Genomic DNA, 15,547 nt, shown 5'->3' on the forward strand with positions numbered 1-15,547 from the left:
TTCGACACGGATAACCCCGTCCGGAGGCGTTATTTAAAGATGATTAAATGACTTGTCTTTATATGTTTCAGGAGGCTATGATGGAATCAAGATGCTATGGAAAGGGGAAAAACGAGATGAAAACGGTTGAGGAACTGGAACAAAAATTGGCGGCTCCTTCGCAAGCGTTAATCGACGACATCGGCGCGATGGACGGCGATCTTGTCCTGCTTGGGGTTGGCGGTAAAATGGGACCGAGTATGGCGAGACTGGCTGCGAACGCGATTCGTAAAAGCGGCCGGCCGAAACGGATCATCGGCGTATCGCGCTTCTCCGACGAAAACGTGCGCAAAGAGCTTGAAGCGGCGGGGGTCGAAACGATTTCCTGCGATCTGCTCAACGACGAAGAATTGAAGGCGCTTCCAGAGGCGCGCAATGTGATTTATATGGTCGGCAATAAGTTCGGGACGACGGGCAGAGAGCATTTTACATGGGCGATGAACGCTTATCTTCCCGGCAGGATTCCTCCGGGGCCGATCGGGGAATATGCGCAATCTTGCCTGGGACGCGAGCGGATTTTCGAATATTATGCTCATAAGAAGGGAACCCCGATGATGTTCTATCGCTTGAATTACGCCATCGATATGCGCTACGGCGTGCTGCTGGAGATTGCCAAGGCGGTTAACGAAGAGCGGACGATCGATCTGACGATGGGCTATGCCAATGTGATCTGGCAGGGAGACGCCAATGAAATGGCGTTGCGCTGTTTGACGAAATGTGCGAATCCGCCGCAAATCGTCAATATTACGGGACCGGAATCGATGTCTGTACGCTGGGCCGCCGGCGAATTCGCCAAACGGCTCGGCAAGGAACCGCGGTTTGAGGGGACGGCATCGGAAACGGCGCTGCTGAACAATGCTTCCAAATCGCATCAGTGGTTCGGATACCCGCGGGTATCGCTGCTGCAAATGATCGAGTGGTTGGCGGAATGGATCAGGGCCGGGGGAACGACCTGGAATAAAGCGACTCACTTTCAGGAAAGAGAGGGGAAATTTTAATGACGTTTCGGAAAACGCTCACGTCCGAACAATCGCAAGCGCTGCATGACGGACTCGTCATTCCCGCCCATCCGCTCGCGCTGGACGCGGACCGCAAGCTGGATGAGAGACGCCAACGCGCGCTCACTCGTTACTACATCGCCTCGGGCGCCGGGGGGGTTGCCGTTGGCGTTCACTCGACGCAGTTCGAAATTCGCGAACCGCAGCATAATTTGTATGAGCCGGTGTTGCGCATGGCTGCGCAAGAAGTGGACCGGGCGAAGCCGGATCGCCCTTTCCTGAAGGTGGCCGGCCTATGTGGGCCGACCGAACAAGCGATGCGAGAAGCGCGAATCGCGGCGGAGCTCGGATACGACGCGGGACTTCTCAGCATGGGAGGCTTGGCGGACTGGAGCGAGGAGGAGATTCTCGAGCGGACGAGACGGATCGCGGAGACGATGCCGGTGATCGGATTTTATTTGCAGCCTTCTGTCGGCGGCCGGATCTTCACTTACGAGTTCTGGCGGGCATTCGCGGACATTCCCAATGTAGTTGCGATCAAGATGGCGCCTTTCAACCGCTACCAAACGCTCGATGTCGTCCGCGCCGTGTGCCATTCGGGCAGACGGGACGAAATTGCTCTGTACACCGGCAACGACGATAACATTATCATCGATCTGCTGACGACATACCGGTTCGAAGTCGACGGAACGACGGTGGAAAAAAGCATCGTGGGCGGCCTGCTTGGCCACTGGGCGGTCTGGACCGAGAAGGCGGTGCGGCTGTTGGAAGAAATGAAAAAAGTGCGGGGCCGGAACGAAATATCCAAAGAGTGGCTTACCCGCAACGTTCAGGTGACGGATTGCAACGCCGCTTTCTTCGATCCCGCACACCGATTCGCGGGCTGCATTCCGGGCATTCACGAGGTGCTGCATAGACAAGGGCTGCTGGAAGGAACGTGGTGCCTGAATCCGGAAGAAACGATGTCTCCGGGGCAGGCGGAGGAGATTAGCCGCGTCTATGCGCAATACCCGGATTTGAACGACGACGATTTCGTCGCCCGGCATCTCGGGGATTGGTTAGCGGAGCCGGACCAATAACGTCGGCTCCGGATGGAATGGAAATGGAGGGGGAGTATGCGTTTCAAAGATGTGTTCTCCATAATCGGGCCGAGCATGATCGGACCGTCGAGTTCCCATACCGCCGGCGCCGTTCGGCTGGGCCGCGCGGCCAGGCGCATTCTGGGCGGAATGCCGGAGCGGGCCGACATCCTTTTCTACGGTTCGTTCGCATCGACGTATCGGGGACATGGAACGGATCTGGCACTGGTGGCCGGTTTGCTTGACTTGCAGGCGGACGACGCCGGAATCAAAGACGCGCTCGAACTGGCCGAGGAAGCGGGGATGTCGGTAAACATTACGGCGTCCGCGCTTCGGCCCGCGCACCCGAATACCGCCCAAATCCGCTTGCGTCGCGGAGAGCGGGAAGATACGGTTACGGGCTGTTCCATTGGAGGCGGCAATATCGAAGTGATCGGCGTCAACCGTTTCGACGTCAAGTTTACCGCGAGTTATCCGACTTTGTTGATCTTTCACGGCGACCGCCCGGGCGTGATCGCCGAGGTGACCGATGTATTCAGGCAGGCCGGCGCGAATATCGGTTACATGGAAGTCGACCGGAAATCGCGAAGCGGCGATGCCTTGACGGTGCTTGAGATGGATGGACCGATTTCCGGTTTATGGACGGAGCGTATACTTCGATTGCCGGATGTGCGGCGCGTTTGCCTGATCGATTTGGCGGCGAAGGAGGAGTGAGGTGGGCATGAGATTTTCAACGTTGGAAAATATCGTTGAGCTTTGTCATCAAGAATCGGTCTCAATCGGCCAACTGATGATTCGGGAGCAAGCGAGGGAAAGCGGCAAGAGCGAGAGCGAAGCGTTCGCCCAAATGGCGGCTTATTATCAAGTGATGAAGGAAGCGGTGCGAAAAGGGCTGGAGGAGGATACAACGTCCCGAAGCGGTCTGACCGGTTTGGATGCGCAGCGCGTACGCACCTATATGGAGTTGGAAGCTCCTTCATTGGGCGAGGCGGCGTGCAGGTCCATGGCTTACGCTCTCGCCGTATCCGAAGTGAACGCTTCGATGGGACGAATTATTGCGACTCCGACCGCCGGATCTTGCGGAATCATTCCCGGCGTGTTCGTTAGCGCGCAGGAACGGTTCGGCTGGGACGACGAAAAGATGGTTACGGGCCTGTTTAGCGCCGGAGCCATCGGATACGTGATCGCCAACAATTCGTTTGTGTCCGGTGCCGAGGGAGGCTGTCAGGCGGAAGTAGGATCGGCGATCGGCATGGCGGCAGGCGCATTGACGGAACTGCGCGGGGGAACGCCGCGGCAGGCGGTGCACGCCGTCGGACTGGCGCTCAAAAATTCGCTCGGCCTCATCTGCGATCCGGTGGCCGGTTTGGTGGAGATTCCATGCGTCGTGCGCAACGGCTTCGGAGCGGTCACCGCTTTGGCGGCCGCGGACATGGCGCTGGCCGGGGTACGCAGCGTCATTCCTTCGGACGAAGTGATCGGGGTTATGCTTGAAGTCGGCAGCGCCATGCCCGAGAAACATCGGGAAACGGCTCAAGGCGGTCTGGCGCAGACGCCGACCGGCCGGCAATTGATGAAGCGGTTGTACGGGACGCGACCGCGTAATAAAGAAGGGGACACAACATGAGCTTGCTTGCTCGCGGCCGACAATTGCTTAAGAATTAATTGCATTCCGCCGGGCGCATCGTTGTTGGCCGCGATTGCCAAATCGCGATTGGTATGACGAAACGAATGAAAATCGGTATCGTCTCTCCGTTAGCCAATATGCGAATTGGATATTGCCGCAGACTGTTGCATGTATTCAGGCATATAAATGACTTGTTTCGTCAGTCTCGATTCCTCTGCCGCGAAAGCCATCATATGGCTTTGCAGAGATGTGGCGGCGGTTGTCAGCGCTTTCCCGGCGCCGTCGCCGCGGACAAGAGCGAGAAAGTCTTCGACCAGACGATGATCGCCTCCGCCGTGGCCGACATGCCCTCCTTGAACGTGTAACGAAATCGTCTCGGTGAATCCCGTTTCGAAGTATGTGACCTCAATTTCGTTTTTTTCCATCGCGCCGCGAATTTCGCCTTTGGTTCCCATTAATTTGATCGTTCTGCCGCATTCGTTGGTGAAAGCGCTCATCGTGAAAGCGGCCGTTATTCCTCCCGCAAATTCCATGTTGACGACTTGATGATCCACCACATCATTGTCGCAATGGTAGACGCATCTTCCGTACGGCCCTTCTTGCAGCGCTTTCAGCCTGCCTTGGTAGCTTACATCGTTCGTGATCGTCGAAGTCGGCCAGTCGACCCGATCCGTCAGATAGATTTTCGGCGCGTAATAGGCGCAGCTTTTGGCTGCAGGACAACCGTCTAGGCAGCGGCTTGGCGCTCCTTCCGGAGCATTCTCGGCAGTGAAATGCTTGAGGGAACCGAATGAGGATAGATACGTGCATTCGCCGCCCGCCAGCCACAACAAAATATCGAGGTCATGGCATGATTTAGCCAGGATCATCGGACTGGAATCCGCCTTTTTGCGCCAATTTCCTCTTACGAAGCTGTGAGCCTGGTGCCAATAACCGACATTCTCGTTATGTTGTATGGACACGAGATCTCCGATCTTCCTTTCGTCGAGCAGTCGCTTAATGGTTCCGAAAAAGGGCGTATATCGGAGCACATGGCATATGGAGAAAATCCGATCGTACTTTCTTCCTTGCCCCGCCATTTTCACACATTCGTCAGGGGTCGTTGACATCGGTTTTTCCAGCAACACATGATAGCCCGCCGCTAACGCCTTCATAGTCGGATCGAAGTGCATTTGATCTTGCGTGCAGATGAATACGGCGTCGGCAAGTTGGGGCCGATCGAGCAAGGAATCCCAATGGTCGAAGCATAGATCGTCGGCAATGCCGTGCGCTTCCTGGAATTTCATCCGCCGCGGCCGGTCGGGATCGGCAACGGCGACAACCTCCATTTCCAACGGATGCCCGATTGCATATCCCGCATACACTTCGCCGCGTTGGCCGGCGCCTATTACGGCAACTTTAACTTTTTTCATTACGCCACCTCTATGGTTTTTGACGTTGAATTTGACTTTGATTATAAACCTCTCCCCTGCTTTCGTCTCTATACATCTTTGCTCATTTTATAGCACAATATTGCTAAATTTATTTTGATTGGGACGTTTAGATTTTGAGTGTTCTTTCGCGTTATGATACAATTTTGCTATTAATTTCTGAAATGCAGCTTGGGGAAGCGAGGTGGGAGCATGGAACGATTGGAGAGCTTTCAAGAGTTTCCGATCACGAGTCAACATATTTTTTCGTACAAAATGTTATACCAAACCGGACAAACCTTCCCGTCCCATTATCATAACGACGTATTCGAGATCATTTATATGAAGCGGGGGAGCCTGGACTTTCTGATCGGCGGGCAAACCGTGACCGCTTGTGAGGGCGATCTCCTGTTCATTCGCGAGGGCGAGATCCATGAAGGAATCAGTTTTGACAGGAATTCCAGTTACTATACGATACTATTTAACCGCGGGCGCTTGGTGAAATCGGACTTGACGAACTCGGAGCTCGCGCCGCTGCTGACTTACGATATCAATATTCCGTCTATGCTCAGCCCCGGGGATCCTCAGTATAACACCGTCGCGGAGATTGTTTTCAAAATTGTGGGCGAATTCGACTTCAGGAATAGCGGATATGAGCTCGCCATCAAGTCGTATCTTTTTTTGTTGATGATTGCGATGACCCGGTTTTCTCCGATTTCGCAGAAAAGGTTGAAGACGCGCGAAATGGAACGAAAAAATCTGGAGAAGTTAAAAGAGGTGATCGCCTATATCGAAGATGACAGTACGGATCACGCGACCGTAAAGCGCGCGGCCGAAATCGCCAATATGAGCGCTTACCACTTTTGCCGGGTGTTCAAAGCGACCGTTGGCAGGACGTTTATCGAATACGTGCAACTCCACAAAATGAATAAAGCCGAGGAACTGATCAGAACGACGGATTGGACGATGACGAAGATCGCCCAAGCCGTGGGGATCGATAACCCCAATTATTTCAGCAGGCTTTTTCGCAAATACAAAAACGACACCCCGGTCCAATACCGAAAAAAATATGTTTCGGAAAATTAGCAGTAACGTTGCATCCAACATCTACATTTCGAGGGAGACCCGCGCGGAACTACGCTCCTTGTTTGGCGCTAACGAAACTGACAATCCATATTGGGCCCGACGGGGCGTCAGCCGCCAGCGGTATGATGAAATCGGATCTCATTGCAGGAATTCGCATTCGCCACGCGTCAAATCTCGGTTTCCTTTCCTTGTTTCCGCCGATCCAGGCCTCTTCTTCTTTTTCCCCCTTCTGTCGAAATCCCCTTGCTTCAGGATACGGAATTATAGCAAACAGAACTATAAACGATAATTACAACGCCATAAAAGCGTGTTAGGTGCAGCGGCTCGGCGGCAAGTCCGACAGGTTCCCGGGCAAATCATCGTTCAGGAGTTCAAGCAGCGATTCAATCGGGCTGTCTGTATTCTGAACGAAGGGGATTTCCACAAAAGGCTGAAAAAAACGCTTCACCGGCATCGACAAGCTCGCCCTTATTCTCCCGTCAGTTCAACTCCTCTTTGCATTGTCCTGCGCCCGCTCCCATCATCGTCTAAAAAAATAGATGTCAATAAAAATATTGACAAAATGAACCGGTGCCAGTATCATCTCTTTAACATACATAAATATATAAAAAATATCTAAAATCGTGGAGGGAATAAGGAAAGATGGCAAATAATCAAATGAAAATAGGAATTATTTTGGGAAGCACCCGTTCAGGGCGGGTAAGCCCGCAGGTCGGGAAATGGGTGCAAGAAATCGCCGACCGGCGCGGGGATGCGGAGTACGAAATCGTCGATATCGCGGACTTCAACTTGCCGTTCTTGGGGGAATCGAGCGATCAAGGGCAAGAGAACGCATGGAAGAGTAAAATCGCGGAATTGGACGGGTATGTTTTCATTACGCCCGAATACAATCACAGCATCACCGGAGCTTTGAAAAATGCGATCGACCTGGCATACGCGGAATGGAACAATAAGGCGGCGGGCATTATTAGCTACGGCGCAACGGGCGGGATACGCGCGGCCGAACATTTGCGCGGCATATTGGGGGAATTGCAAATTGCGGACGTTCGCACGCAACCGGCGCTTTCCTTGTTTAACGATTTTGAAAACTACACTACGTTTAAGCCGGCGGAATTGCACGAGAAACATGTCAATGATATGTTGAATCAAGTGATTGCCTGGTCCGGCGCATTGGCGCCGCTTCGCCGCTAACCTTTTCCAAGACAACCGGTCCCGGACTCCAGGTCCGGTTTTTTTGCGTGGGGCGAGGGGCCCGGCTTGCGGGTATTGCGGAAGGCGGGAAGCGCAGGCGGGTTTCTTTGCGGCGGATGAACGGTCAGAGCCGTTCGAAAATATTCGATGTTGACCTTCACGTATACGTTATACTTTATAATGAGCGGGAGGTGATAACGATGTACAGCATCGGCGAATTGGCTAAAATCGCCAATATTAGCAGGCGGACGCTGCATTATTACAATGAGATCGGCTTGCTGAGCCCGACGAAGATAAAGAATAATTTATACCGTTATTACGATGAAGGCGCATTAATGAAATTGCAAAAAATATTGCTGCTGAAATCGCTCGGATTTACATTGGAACAAATGAAAGAGGTGTTCGTCAAATCCGGGCAAGCGCATAAGGAAAACGAAAGCTGGATTCAATCGTTGGAAGAGCAAATGGAGTGGATCGAGCGGGAGAAAAACGAGCTGGTCCGGAAACAATTATTGCTTCAAACGACGATTCACGCGATCCGGATGAGCGGCAAAATCGAAGTCCGGGAGATCAACGGCTTAATTCAAGCTTTGCAAGGGAGGGAACTGGATAACGGAGCGGTACGCCCCGTCTTCTCCAGGGAGGATTTTACGCAAGAAGAGATCGAAGTTTTATCCGGGTTGCCTGTGCTGGGCAGTTTCGACCCGCGCGCGGAACGATATGTCGAATTGATTGGCGCTATTCGCTCGAACATGCATTTGTCCCCGGTTTCCCCCGAAGCGCAGCGGCTTGCCGAACAGTTATATCACTTGGCGCTTGAATTTTTTCAAGGAAATGCAGCCCTGTTGGATAAATATTGGAGCCGGATCGTCCCCGAAGCGGGCGAGACGTCGCCGGTGTACGGCCATGACCGCGAATTGGCCGCTTATATTGAGGAGATGATCGAGTATTTCGTTCAGGACGAACAGGAAGACAGAGCAGGGCGGGAGTCCGAATGAGAAGGAGCTTGCTCATTCATCTATCGTTATTTGTCGTTGTGCAGCGCCTGCGAAGCGCGAGTCGGCGGTTACGCGCGCCGAAGCCCCCCGGAGAGTCATGGAACGCCGTTATAATCCATGGTTCTGCGTAAGCCTGTGGCTGTTGGCGCAAGCTTTGGAATCCGTTCCGCTCGGCGTCGCATACGCGGTCTGGACCGGGATCGGGACGAGCGGAACGGCGACCGTCGGTATCCTGTTTTTCCAAGAACGCATTACTCTGTTGCGGATCGTTTGCATCGCCGGCATCGTAGGTACGATTATCGGGCTAAGGCTCACCGTACGAAACCGTGATGCTATTGGCCTGTAATGTCCGGGTTCTCGCGCATCATCCCCTCGGCGGCTTCCCATAACCGGGGCAGGAAGCGAATGACATCCTCGGCGCGGCGCAGGAAATCGTCGGCAGATGCGATGCCGAGGTCGGCGACGATCGCCTCGAAGTCGGGAGCGAGCTTGCGCTGCAGTTCCGCCGAGGCGTCGGCCGCCAATATGTTGTGGCAGCGCGCATAGGTCGCCGCGATCCAGAAGACCGCTTCGCGATGAAAGCCTGCGCGGATGAGTTCCCGGCTTCCGTCGATGGCAATCGGGCGCGCGGCGGCGGTAATATCTGTGCTGAAGACAAGCGGCGTCTTGGCCGCGGCGGCAGCGACGTCGAAGGTCCGGGCGAGACCGTCGAGATGATGTTCGACTCGATCCGGAGTCAGATGAGCGCAGCCGAGCAGTTCGAGCAGCTCGGGGTACAACCCGGCACGGCCGTATTCCGCCAGCACATCGCGTACGGCGAGGTAGCGGAGCCGCACGGTTGGGTTGCGAAGCGCGGCTACAAGCAGAACATGCGTTGTGACGCCGGTCGGGAACAGCCATGACGTCACCCGATCATGCAATGGCGCGGATATATCGATGGCACGGAGCCCGCGCTCGACCCTTTGCCGGGCGTTCTCGCAGCGGCGGCGCACCCACATCCGCTCGGCGAAGCGGCGCGACACCTCAGCTTGCAATTTGTGCAGTTCGCCGGTAGGATCGGCAATGATGGTGTTCGCGCGGAAACCGCCGGCCAGATGATAGTTTGCAAGAACTTCTTCGACCGAAGAGAGCTGTTTCCAGGAAATATAGGTGCCCTCGATCAGTGCGCCGCGATAGACGAACTTTCCGGGCTTGGGCGGCGGTTCTTCTAATGAGCTGACAAGAACGACATCAATGTCGGAGGATGCCGGCAGCTCCGCGTCATCGGACAGGCCGACCGTCGAGCCGCTGAAATACGCCCCCATAAATCCCTCTTCCAAGCTTGCGCAACGCATGACCCAATCGGATGCCGCAGCCCGTGCGGTACTTGCTTTCATGGAAATCCCCCTTTTTAATGAAATAAATTCCTCATCATTTAAAAAAATCCCCGTTGCATCATAACGGGGATTTCTGTCGCTTAGTTTTCCAGCAAATATTTTTCCAACTCGTCGATCACTTGATTGGCGCAGAGGACGCCGCCGGATGTGTTCCAGACTACGTCGTCCACTTTGAACGCTTTGTTGTTTTTCACCACGTTCAAGTTTTGCCATAGCGGATCTTTGGTCCATTCTTCCTCGAGCTTGGACGCTTCGCCGTCGCCCGTCTCATAAGAGAAGTAGAACAGAATATCGCCATCCATTTCCGGGATTCGTTCGCGTGTGACTTCATCGGCGAATTTGTCTTGATCTTGCGATTCCGGTCTGGCGACTCCCAGTTCCTTCAAGATGGAGCCGAGGAACGTATCGTTATACATGATGCGGACGCGTCCCGGCATGAAACGAACGACCGACACTTTCGTATTCAATTTGTCGCCGACGTTTGCTTTAAACTGGTCGACGCGTTTATCGTAATCGGCGAGAATTTGTTCCCCTTCGGCCTTTTTGTTCAACGCTTCGGCATATAGCATGAAATTATCTTTCCAGTCGCCCCGCGGCTCTTCGACGAATACGGTCGGAGCGATCGCCGACAGTTGCTGGTATATTTTCTCGTGACGGAATTTCATCCCCAGAATCAAGTCCGGTTTCAGCCCGACGATCGCTTCCAGATTCGGCTGCGATTCCGTTCCGACGATCGTGACGCCTTCCATTTGTTTCTCTACAATATGGTAGAAGGATGTCGGATCCGTCCAGGAGCCGACTGCTCCAACAGGCTTGACGCCCAAAGAAGCCAACGTTTCCACCCCTTGTGCCGTAAGAACGACGACGCGCTTCGGCGTGCCTGGGATCGGGGTTTCGCCCATCGCATGCTTGACCGTGTATGACGCTTCCTCTTGGTTTCCGTTATCGGACGCTTGCTCCGCCGGCTTGCCCGTCGCAGGTTGTTCCGCTTGCTGACCGCCGCAGCCGGTCATGATAAGGATAAGCGCCAGCATTAAGGCAATAAATGCTTTCGTGTGATAAGTACGTAGTGACATGCCTTGTTAACCCCTTCGCAATGAGAATGAGAATGATTTTCAATAAACTAGACTTATGCTACAACCATTTAATTTAAAAGTCAAGCGTAAAATTGATAATGATTCTCAAATTCATTGACAATCGATTCGTTTTGTCATTACACTGGTATTTGATAATAATAGATAGAGGGATTTGAGATAGAACCGAATTCGAGCTGGGGATGATCATAAGAAATGAAAGGTTTACTGCATAATCGCGTACTGAAACTAACCGGATTGGGAATCCTATTCCTTCTGCTGCTATATTTAAGCTACGCCAGTCTTGTCTTCGGAGTCATCGATACGAATTGGAACACAGTCATCGATGCGTTTACGCGTTTCAACGGTTCCAACGAACATATCGTCATTACGGATGTCAGAGTTCCCCGCGTACTGAACGCGCTGGCGGTCGGAGCCAGCCTGGGCATCGCCGGAGCGCTTCTGCAAGCGTTGACGCGCAACCCGGTCGCCGATACCGAATTGTTCGGCCTGAACGCCGGCGCCGCCATGTTCGTCGTATTTGCCGTGACGTTCGTCGGTATTAGCTCGTTATCCTCGTTCACCTGGATCGCCTTCCTGGGAGCGGCGGTCAGCGGCTTGATCGTTTACATGCTCGGTTCGCTTGGCCGCGACGGAATGACGCCGGTCAAGCTTATTTTGGCGGGAGCGGCGATTACCGCCTTGGCCGGTTCGGCGCGTCACGGCATGCTCGTGCTGAACGAGAAAGCGCTGGACGAAGTGCTGTTCTGGCTGTCGGGTTCGGTTGGCGGCCGCAAATTGGAATACTTGCAAGCGGTGCTTCCTTATATGATCGCCGGCTGGGCGGCCTCTTTCGTCCTCGCGCGCCCGATCCAAATTTTGCTGATGGGCGACGATGTGGCCAAAGGATTGGGGCAGCGCACGATTATGGTAAAAATTGCCGCCGGCGCGGCGATCGTCCTGCTCTGCGGCAGTTCCGTCGCGGTTGCGGGACCGATCGGTTTTGTCGGCTTAGTCACGCCGCATCTTGCCCGCTATTTGGCCGGGCAGCGGATGTTGTGGATCTTCATATATAGCGGTGCGCTCGGTTCCGCCATTCTATTGTTGGCCGATATCGCGGCCCGGTTTATCGCCATGCCGGCCGAAGTGCCGATCGGCGCCATGACCGCGCTCATTGGCGTTCCGTTCTTCTTCTACGTGGTTCGAAAGGGGATCAACCAGAAATGAAATCATACGCTACACTGCGGGGCCGCAAAGGTACGTTCTCGTTGCTTATTCATAAAAGAACTCTGCTGCTCACCTTGCTGTTCGCATTGCTGGTCATTGCGGCCGCGGTCGTCAGCCTGGGCATCGGCGAATTGAAAATTCATCCGGTCGACGTCTTGAAAGTATTCGCAGGCATGGGGACGGAACAGAACGAAATCGTCGTGAAGCAATTCCGGCTGCCGCGGGTGCTCGTCGCAATCTTGGTCGGCGCTGCGCTTGCGGCGGCCGGCGCCATCATGCAAGGCATCGTAAGAAATCCGCTCGCTTCGCCCGATATTCTTGGAATAACAGGAGGGGCGTCCGTAACGGCTGTCGGCTTCTTGCTCTACTTCGATACCGTCAGCATCAAATGGCTTCCTCCGGCCGCGTTTGCAGGCGCGACGTTGATCACGCTTGTCATTTACGCGCTGGCATGGAAAAAAGGAGTGTCTTCGCTGCGGCTGGTCATGATCGGCGTAGGCATGAAAATTGCGGCCAACGCGGTCATTACGATCTTGATCATGTTTAGTCCGTTTATTTTGCAAAATAAGGCAACACTATGGTTGACGGGCAGCATATACGGGGTGGACTGGAACGATGTGCAATTAATTGCTCCGTGGATCGTCATCTTACTATTGCTGGCATTGCTGATGACGCGGCGCGTAAACGTCCAGCAATTGGGGGATGAAATCGCGACAGGCGTCGGAACGCGAATTCAATTCGACCGGTTTGCCTTGCTCGTCATTTGCGCCGCGCTTACCGGAGCGGCCGTTGCCGTCGGCGGCGAGATCAGCTTCGTCGCTTTGCTCGCGCCGCATATCGCCAAGCAAATGACAGGCCCGTCCTTCGGCGGAGCGATGCCCTTGTCTGCCTGCGTCGGCGCGTTGATCGTCGTCGTTGCCGACTTGATCGCAAGAACCGCCTTTTCGCCGATTGACGTCCCGGTCGGCGTCTTTACGTCGGCGGTCGGCGCCCCGTTCTTCATTTATTTGTTATATCGAAATCGCAAGCGATAACCGAAAGGAGCAGAACGTATGCACGCCTTGCAAACTAGGCAGTTAACTTTAACCTACGGAGAACAGAATATTATCGAAGGCCTCGATTTGCATATTCCTATCGGGGAGATTACCGTGCTGATCGGCAGCAACGGCTGCGGGAAATCGACGCTGCTGCGCTCGCTGGCGCGGCTATTGAAACCGAAGGAAGGCGTGATTTTGCTCGACGGGAAAGCGATTGCCAAACAGTCGACCAAAGAAGTGGCGAAACGTCTCGCCATTTTGCCGCAAGGCCCGAATGCGCCCGACGGGCTGACCGTATTGCAGCTTGTCAAGCAGGGCCGCTATCCGCATCAAAGCTGGTTGAAGCAATGGTCGGAGGAGGACGAACGGATGGTGGCGAAGGCGCTCGAGGCGACCAAGCTTACCGCGCTTGCGGATCATCCGCTCGATTCGCTGTCGGGCGGCCAGCGGCAGCGCGCCTGGATCGCGATGACGCTGGCGCAAGGGACGGAGACGATACTGCTCGACGAACCGACGACGTACTTGGATATGTCCCATCAGATGGAAATTCTCGATCTGCTGTTCGAACTGAACTCGGCAGAGAAGCGCACCATCGTCATGGTGCTGCACGATCTGAACCTCGCTTGCCGCTACGCCCATCACATCGTTGCCGTCCATAATCGAACCGTGCATGCCGAAGGAAGGCCGGAAGAGGTCATGACGGAACAATTGGTGCGCACCGTGTTTGATATGGAGTGCCGGATGATCCTCGATCCGTTGTACGGTACTCCGATGTGCATTCCTTACAGCAAATGCTTCCCGCTGCCGGAGGGGAAGGCGCAGCATGGCAAGGGAAGCGAAGCCAAGACGGCCATTCATTCCTCATAGCCGCAAGCTGCTCAATGCCCGCCGCTTTTCCGGCAGGCATTGTTCATGTCGGCCGCTCCGCATCCTCCGGGACGATCCATTCGCGCGACCATTTCTCGATCTCCCGGATCATCGGCTTCAGCGCATATCCTTTGTCGGTCAAGGAATATTGGATGCGGACGGGCGTCTCCGGAAACACCTCGCGCATTACGATTCCTTCCTGTTCCAATTCCTTCAACCTTTCCGATAACAGCCTTCCGCTAATCGGGATGGCCTCTTCAATGGCGCCAAACCGTTGCGGACCGGCAAGCAATTGGTGCACAATCAATACGGTCCAACGTTTGCTCAACATCTGTATTCCTTTTTCCACAAGAGGGCATAATGATTGCGGCTCCATTGTAATTTCACCTCGCTACGAACCAAGTATACCTTAGCCTTAATCTAGTTACAAAATAAAATTTACACACTTGACAGTATTAATATATTATTTTAAACTAACTTACAAAAAGTAAACAACTTGAAAAATTAGGAGGTAGATCAATTGAGCTCCGCAACCTCTACGATACATCCCGGCCTAGAACTGGGCGAAGTCCAGCTTAAAGTCAGCAATCTCGAACGTTCCCTTGCCTTTTATCAACATGTTGTCGGTTTGCGCATCTTGAAACGAGAGGGCAATCGCGCTCATCTTACCGCTGATGGGCATAAAGTTTTGGTCGTTCTGGAAGAAGTGCCGAACGCTTCGATTACGCAGCCGAGAACCGCAAGCGGGCTGTACCATTTCGCCATTCTTGTGCCTACGCGCCAAGCTTTGGGCGTTGTTTTGCGCAGACTGATCGATCTTGGAATCCACATCGGCCAAGCGGATCATCTAGTCAGCGAAGCGCTATACATTTCGGATCCCGATTACAACGGGATCGAAATATACCGCGATCGTCCGCGGGAGGATTGGCCGCGGGACAAGGACGGGCAGATTCGGATGGCTACCGATCCGATCGACTGGGAAGGGCTGCTGCAGGAAGCGGCCGGCAGTTCGAGCGAGACGGCGGCGTTGCCGCCCGATACGAAGATCGGGCATATGCATTTTCACGTTAGCGACATCGCGGAATCCGGCCGATTCTATTGCGACGTGCTAGGATTCGAGTTGATCGGAAATTATATGCGGCAGATGGGGGCGCTGTTCGTGTCCGCGGGCGGGTATCATCACCATATCGGCTTGAATGTTTGGGCCGGGGCCGGAACGCCGATGCCGCCGGCGAATGGAACCGGGATCGGTTATTATACGATCGTGATGCCGGACGAAGCCGAATTGAAGAAGCTCCTCGACCGGATCGGCCGCGCGGGAATAGCGGTGCGGGAACATGATCAAGCGTGGTTCGTCACGGATCCTACAGGCATTGAGATCAAGTTGATCGCATCGCAAAAATGAGAATTTGCTGAAAAGACAGTAACTGCATTGGTCAGGCTGTCGATAAACCCCGTTTTCCGCAAAGAGGGATGTCCTAAACCGAGTACGGACGCGCTTTTCTATTCATAGTTTTTGTTTAAAAGCACTTTTTCAACA

Annotated in this window: 17 protein-coding genes; 12 read left to right on the forward strand and 5 right to left on the reverse strand. The window is 54.1% G+C overall.

The genetic code is table 11. The features are described 5' to 3' along the window. Positions 1–116 precede the first annotated feature (116 nt). From LQ229_RS12235 to sdaAA, 4 genes are read left to right on the forward strand one after another with little or no spacing between them, the layout of a single operon-like run. Positions 117–1,037 (forward strand): epimerase, encoded by a 921-nt coding sequence (locus LQ229_RS12235; RefSeq protein ID WP_230191870.1) that lies wholly within the window; start codon positions 117–119, stop codon positions 1,035–1,037. After that, the gene (locus tag LQ229_RS12240) at positions 1,037–2,116 is read left to right on the forward strand and encodes a dihydrodipicolinate synthase family protein (RefSeq protein ID WP_230191871.1); all 1,080 of its coding nucleotides are present in this window, start codon (positions 1,037–1,039) and stop codon (positions 2,114–2,116) included. Before LQ229_RS12235 ends, LQ229_RS12240 begins: the two co-directional genes overlap by 1 nt. Before the next feature lie 36 nt (positions 2,117–2,152). Beyond that, a complete protein-coding gene (sdaAB, locus tag LQ229_RS12245) occupies positions 2,153–2,830 on the forward strand; it encodes an L-serine ammonia-lyase, iron-sulfur-dependent subunit beta (protein WP_230191872.1) in 678 nt (225 codons plus the stop codon). Between the two features lie 7 nt (positions 2,831–2,837). Then, the gene (gene sdaAA, locus LQ229_RS12250; RefSeq protein ID WP_230191873.1) at positions 2,838–3,743 is read left to right on the forward strand and encodes an L-serine ammonia-lyase, iron-sulfur-dependent, subunit alpha; all 906 of its coding nucleotides are present in this window, start codon (positions 2,838–2,840) and stop codon (positions 3,741–3,743) included. 128 nt (positions 3,744–3,871) lie between these two features. Here the strand turns inward: sdaAA and LQ229_RS12255 are convergent, their stop codons facing one another. Beyond that, the gene (locus tag LQ229_RS12255; RefSeq protein WP_230191874.1) at positions 3,872–5,155 is read right to left on the reverse strand and encodes a Gfo/Idh/MocA family oxidoreductase; all 1,284 of its coding nucleotides are present in this window, start codon (positions 5,153–5,155) and stop codon (positions 3,872–3,874) included. Positions 5,156–5,365: 210 nt separating this feature from the next. On the opposite strand from LQ229_RS12255, the gene LQ229_RS12260 reads away from it, so the two are divergent. Then, entirely contained in the window at positions 5,366–6,238 is an 873-nt protein-coding gene (locus LQ229_RS12260) for an AraC family transcriptional regulator (protein ID WP_216539319.1), read from the forward strand. 310 nt (positions 6,239–6,548) lie between these two features. Here LQ229_RS12260 and LQ229_RS12265 read toward each other — a convergent pair whose 3' ends face one another. Next, a complete protein-coding gene (locus LQ229_RS12265; RefSeq protein ID WP_230191875.1) occupies positions 6,549–6,698 on the reverse strand; it encodes a hypothetical protein in 150 nt (49 codons plus the stop codon). Positions 6,699–6,880: 182 nt separating this feature from the next. Here LQ229_RS12265 and LQ229_RS12270 point away from each other — a divergent pair, with 182 nt between their 5' ends. The 3 genes from LQ229_RS12270 (at position 6,881) to LQ229_RS12280 (ending at position 8,773) form a co-directional block, all read left to right on the forward strand. Then, on the forward strand, positions 6,881–7,429 hold the full coding sequence (locus tag LQ229_RS12270; protein WP_230191876.1) for an NAD(P)H-dependent oxidoreductase: 549 nt from the start codon (positions 6,881–6,883) through the stop codon (positions 7,427–7,429). Positions 7,430–7,629: 200 nt separating this feature from the next. Then, positions 7,630–8,427 (forward strand): MerR family transcriptional regulator, encoded by a 798-nt coding sequence (locus LQ229_RS12275; RefSeq protein ID WP_230191877.1) that lies wholly within the window; start codon positions 7,630–7,632, stop codon positions 8,425–8,427. Between the two features lie 97 nt (positions 8,428–8,524). Continuing rightward, positions 8,525–8,773 carry a multidrug efflux SMR transporter gene (locus LQ229_RS12280; protein WP_230191878.1) on the forward strand — a complete coding sequence of 83 codons (249 nt, stop codon included), beginning with the start codon at positions 8,525–8,527 and terminating at the stop codon, positions 8,771–8,773. Here LQ229_RS12280 and LQ229_RS12285 read toward each other — a convergent pair. Then, positions 8,760–9,803 carry a hypothetical protein gene (locus LQ229_RS12285; protein WP_230191879.1) on the reverse strand — a complete coding sequence of 348 codons (1,044 nt, stop codon included), beginning with the start codon at positions 9,801–9,803 and terminating at the stop codon, positions 8,760–8,762. The genes LQ229_RS12280 and LQ229_RS12285 overlap by 14 nt on opposite strands. Positions 9,804–9,883: 80 nt before the next feature. After that, positions 9,884–10,879, reverse strand: a complete 996-nt coding sequence (locus tag LQ229_RS12290; protein ID WP_230191880.1) for an iron-siderophore ABC transporter substrate-binding protein — start codon at positions 10,877–10,879, stop codon at positions 9,884–9,886. Positions 10,880–11,092: 213 nt separating this feature from the next. Here LQ229_RS12290 and LQ229_RS12295 point away from each other — a divergent pair, with 213 nt between their 5' ends. The 3 genes from LQ229_RS12295 to LQ229_RS12305 are packed head-to-tail and all read left to right on the forward strand — an operon-like array spanning position 11,093 to position 14,007. Then, positions 11,093–12,103, forward strand: a complete 1,011-nt coding sequence (locus LQ229_RS12295; protein ID WP_230191881.1) for an iron ABC transporter permease — start codon at positions 11,093–11,095, stop codon at positions 12,101–12,103. Then, the gene (locus tag LQ229_RS12300) at positions 12,100–13,137 is read left to right on the forward strand and encodes an iron ABC transporter permease (RefSeq protein WP_230191882.1); all 1,038 of its coding nucleotides are present in this window, start codon (positions 12,100–12,102) and stop codon (positions 13,135–13,137) included. Before LQ229_RS12295 ends, LQ229_RS12300 begins: the two co-directional genes overlap by 4 nt. Positions 13,138–13,155: 18 nt before the next feature. Continuing rightward, entirely contained in the window at positions 13,156–14,007 is an 852-nt protein-coding gene (locus LQ229_RS12305) for an ABC transporter ATP-binding protein (protein ID WP_230191883.1), read from the forward strand. A 43-nt stretch (positions 14,008–14,050) separates the two neighbouring features. Here the strand turns inward: LQ229_RS12305 and LQ229_RS12310 are convergent, their stop codons facing one another. Then, entirely contained in the window at positions 14,051–14,383 is a 333-nt protein-coding gene (locus LQ229_RS12310) for a winged helix-turn-helix transcriptional regulator (protein ID WP_216539331.1), read from the reverse strand. A gap of 144 nt (positions 14,384–14,527) precedes the next feature. Here LQ229_RS12310 and LQ229_RS12315 point away from each other — a divergent pair, with 144 nt between their 5' ends. Next, positions 14,528–15,412, forward strand: coding sequence for a VOC family protein (locus LQ229_RS12315; RefSeq protein WP_230191884.1), 885 nt, complete (start codon positions 14,528–14,530; stop codon positions 15,410–15,412). Positions 15,413–15,547 lie beyond the last annotated feature (135 nt).

It is taken from the genome of Paenibacillus sp. CECT 9249, assembly GCF_918697855.1.
Taxonomy (GTDB): Bacteria; Bacillota; Bacilli; order Paenibacillales; family Paenibacillaceae; genus MSJ-34.

Bases quoted from the DNA above. Each gene is read 5' to 3' on its own strand.
- LQ229_RS12235 (WP_230191870.1), top strand. From the start codon at position 117: ATGAAAACGGTTGAGGAACTGGAACAAAAATTGGCGGCTCCTTCGCAA.
- LQ229_RS12240 (WP_230191871.1), top strand. From the start codon at position 1,037: ATGACGTTTCGGAAAACGCTCACGTCCGAACAATCGCAAGCGCTGCAT.
- sdaAB (WP_230191872.1), top strand. From the start codon at position 2,153: ATGCGTTTCAAAGATGTGTTCTCCATAATCGGGCCGAGCATGATCGGA.
- sdaAA (WP_230191873.1), top strand. From the start codon at position 2,838: ATGAGATTTTCAACGTTGGAAAATATCGTTGAGCTTTGTCATCAAGAA.
- LQ229_RS12255 (WP_230191874.1), bottom strand. From the start codon at position 5,155: ATGAAAAAAGTTAAAGTTGCCGTAATAGGCGCCGGCCAACGCGGCGAA.
- LQ229_RS12260 (WP_216539319.1), top strand. From the start codon at position 5,366: ATGGAACGATTGGAGAGCTTTCAAGAGTTTCCGATCACGAGTCAACAT.
- LQ229_RS12270 (WP_230191876.1), top strand. From the start codon at position 6,881: ATGGCAAATAATCAAATGAAAATAGGAATTATTTTGGGAAGCACCCGT.
- LQ229_RS12275 (WP_230191877.1), top strand. From the start codon at position 7,630: ATGTACAGCATCGGCGAATTGGCTAAAATCGCCAATATTAGCAGGCGG.
- LQ229_RS12280 (WP_230191878.1), top strand. From the start codon at position 8,525: ATGGAACGCCGTTATAATCCATGGTTCTGCGTAAGCCTGTGGCTGTTG.
- LQ229_RS12285 (WP_230191879.1), bottom strand. From the start codon at position 9,803: ATGAAAGCAAGTACCGCACGGGCTGCGGCATCCGATTGGGTCATGCGT.
- LQ229_RS12290 (WP_230191880.1), bottom strand. From the start codon at position 10,879: ATGTCACTACGTACTTATCACACGAAAGCATTTATTGCCTTAATGCTG.
- LQ229_RS12295 (WP_230191881.1), top strand. From the start codon at position 11,093: ATGAAAGGTTTACTGCATAATCGCGTACTGAAACTAACCGGATTGGGA.
- LQ229_RS12300 (WP_230191882.1), top strand. From the start codon at position 12,100: ATGAAATCATACGCTACACTGCGGGGCCGCAAAGGTACGTTCTCGTTG.
- LQ229_RS12305 (WP_230191883.1), top strand. From the start codon at position 13,156: ATGCACGCCTTGCAAACTAGGCAGTTAACTTTAACCTACGGAGAACAG.
- LQ229_RS12310 (WP_216539331.1), bottom strand. From the start codon at position 14,383: ATGGAGCCGCAATCATTATGCCCTCTTGTGGAAAAAGGAATACAGATG.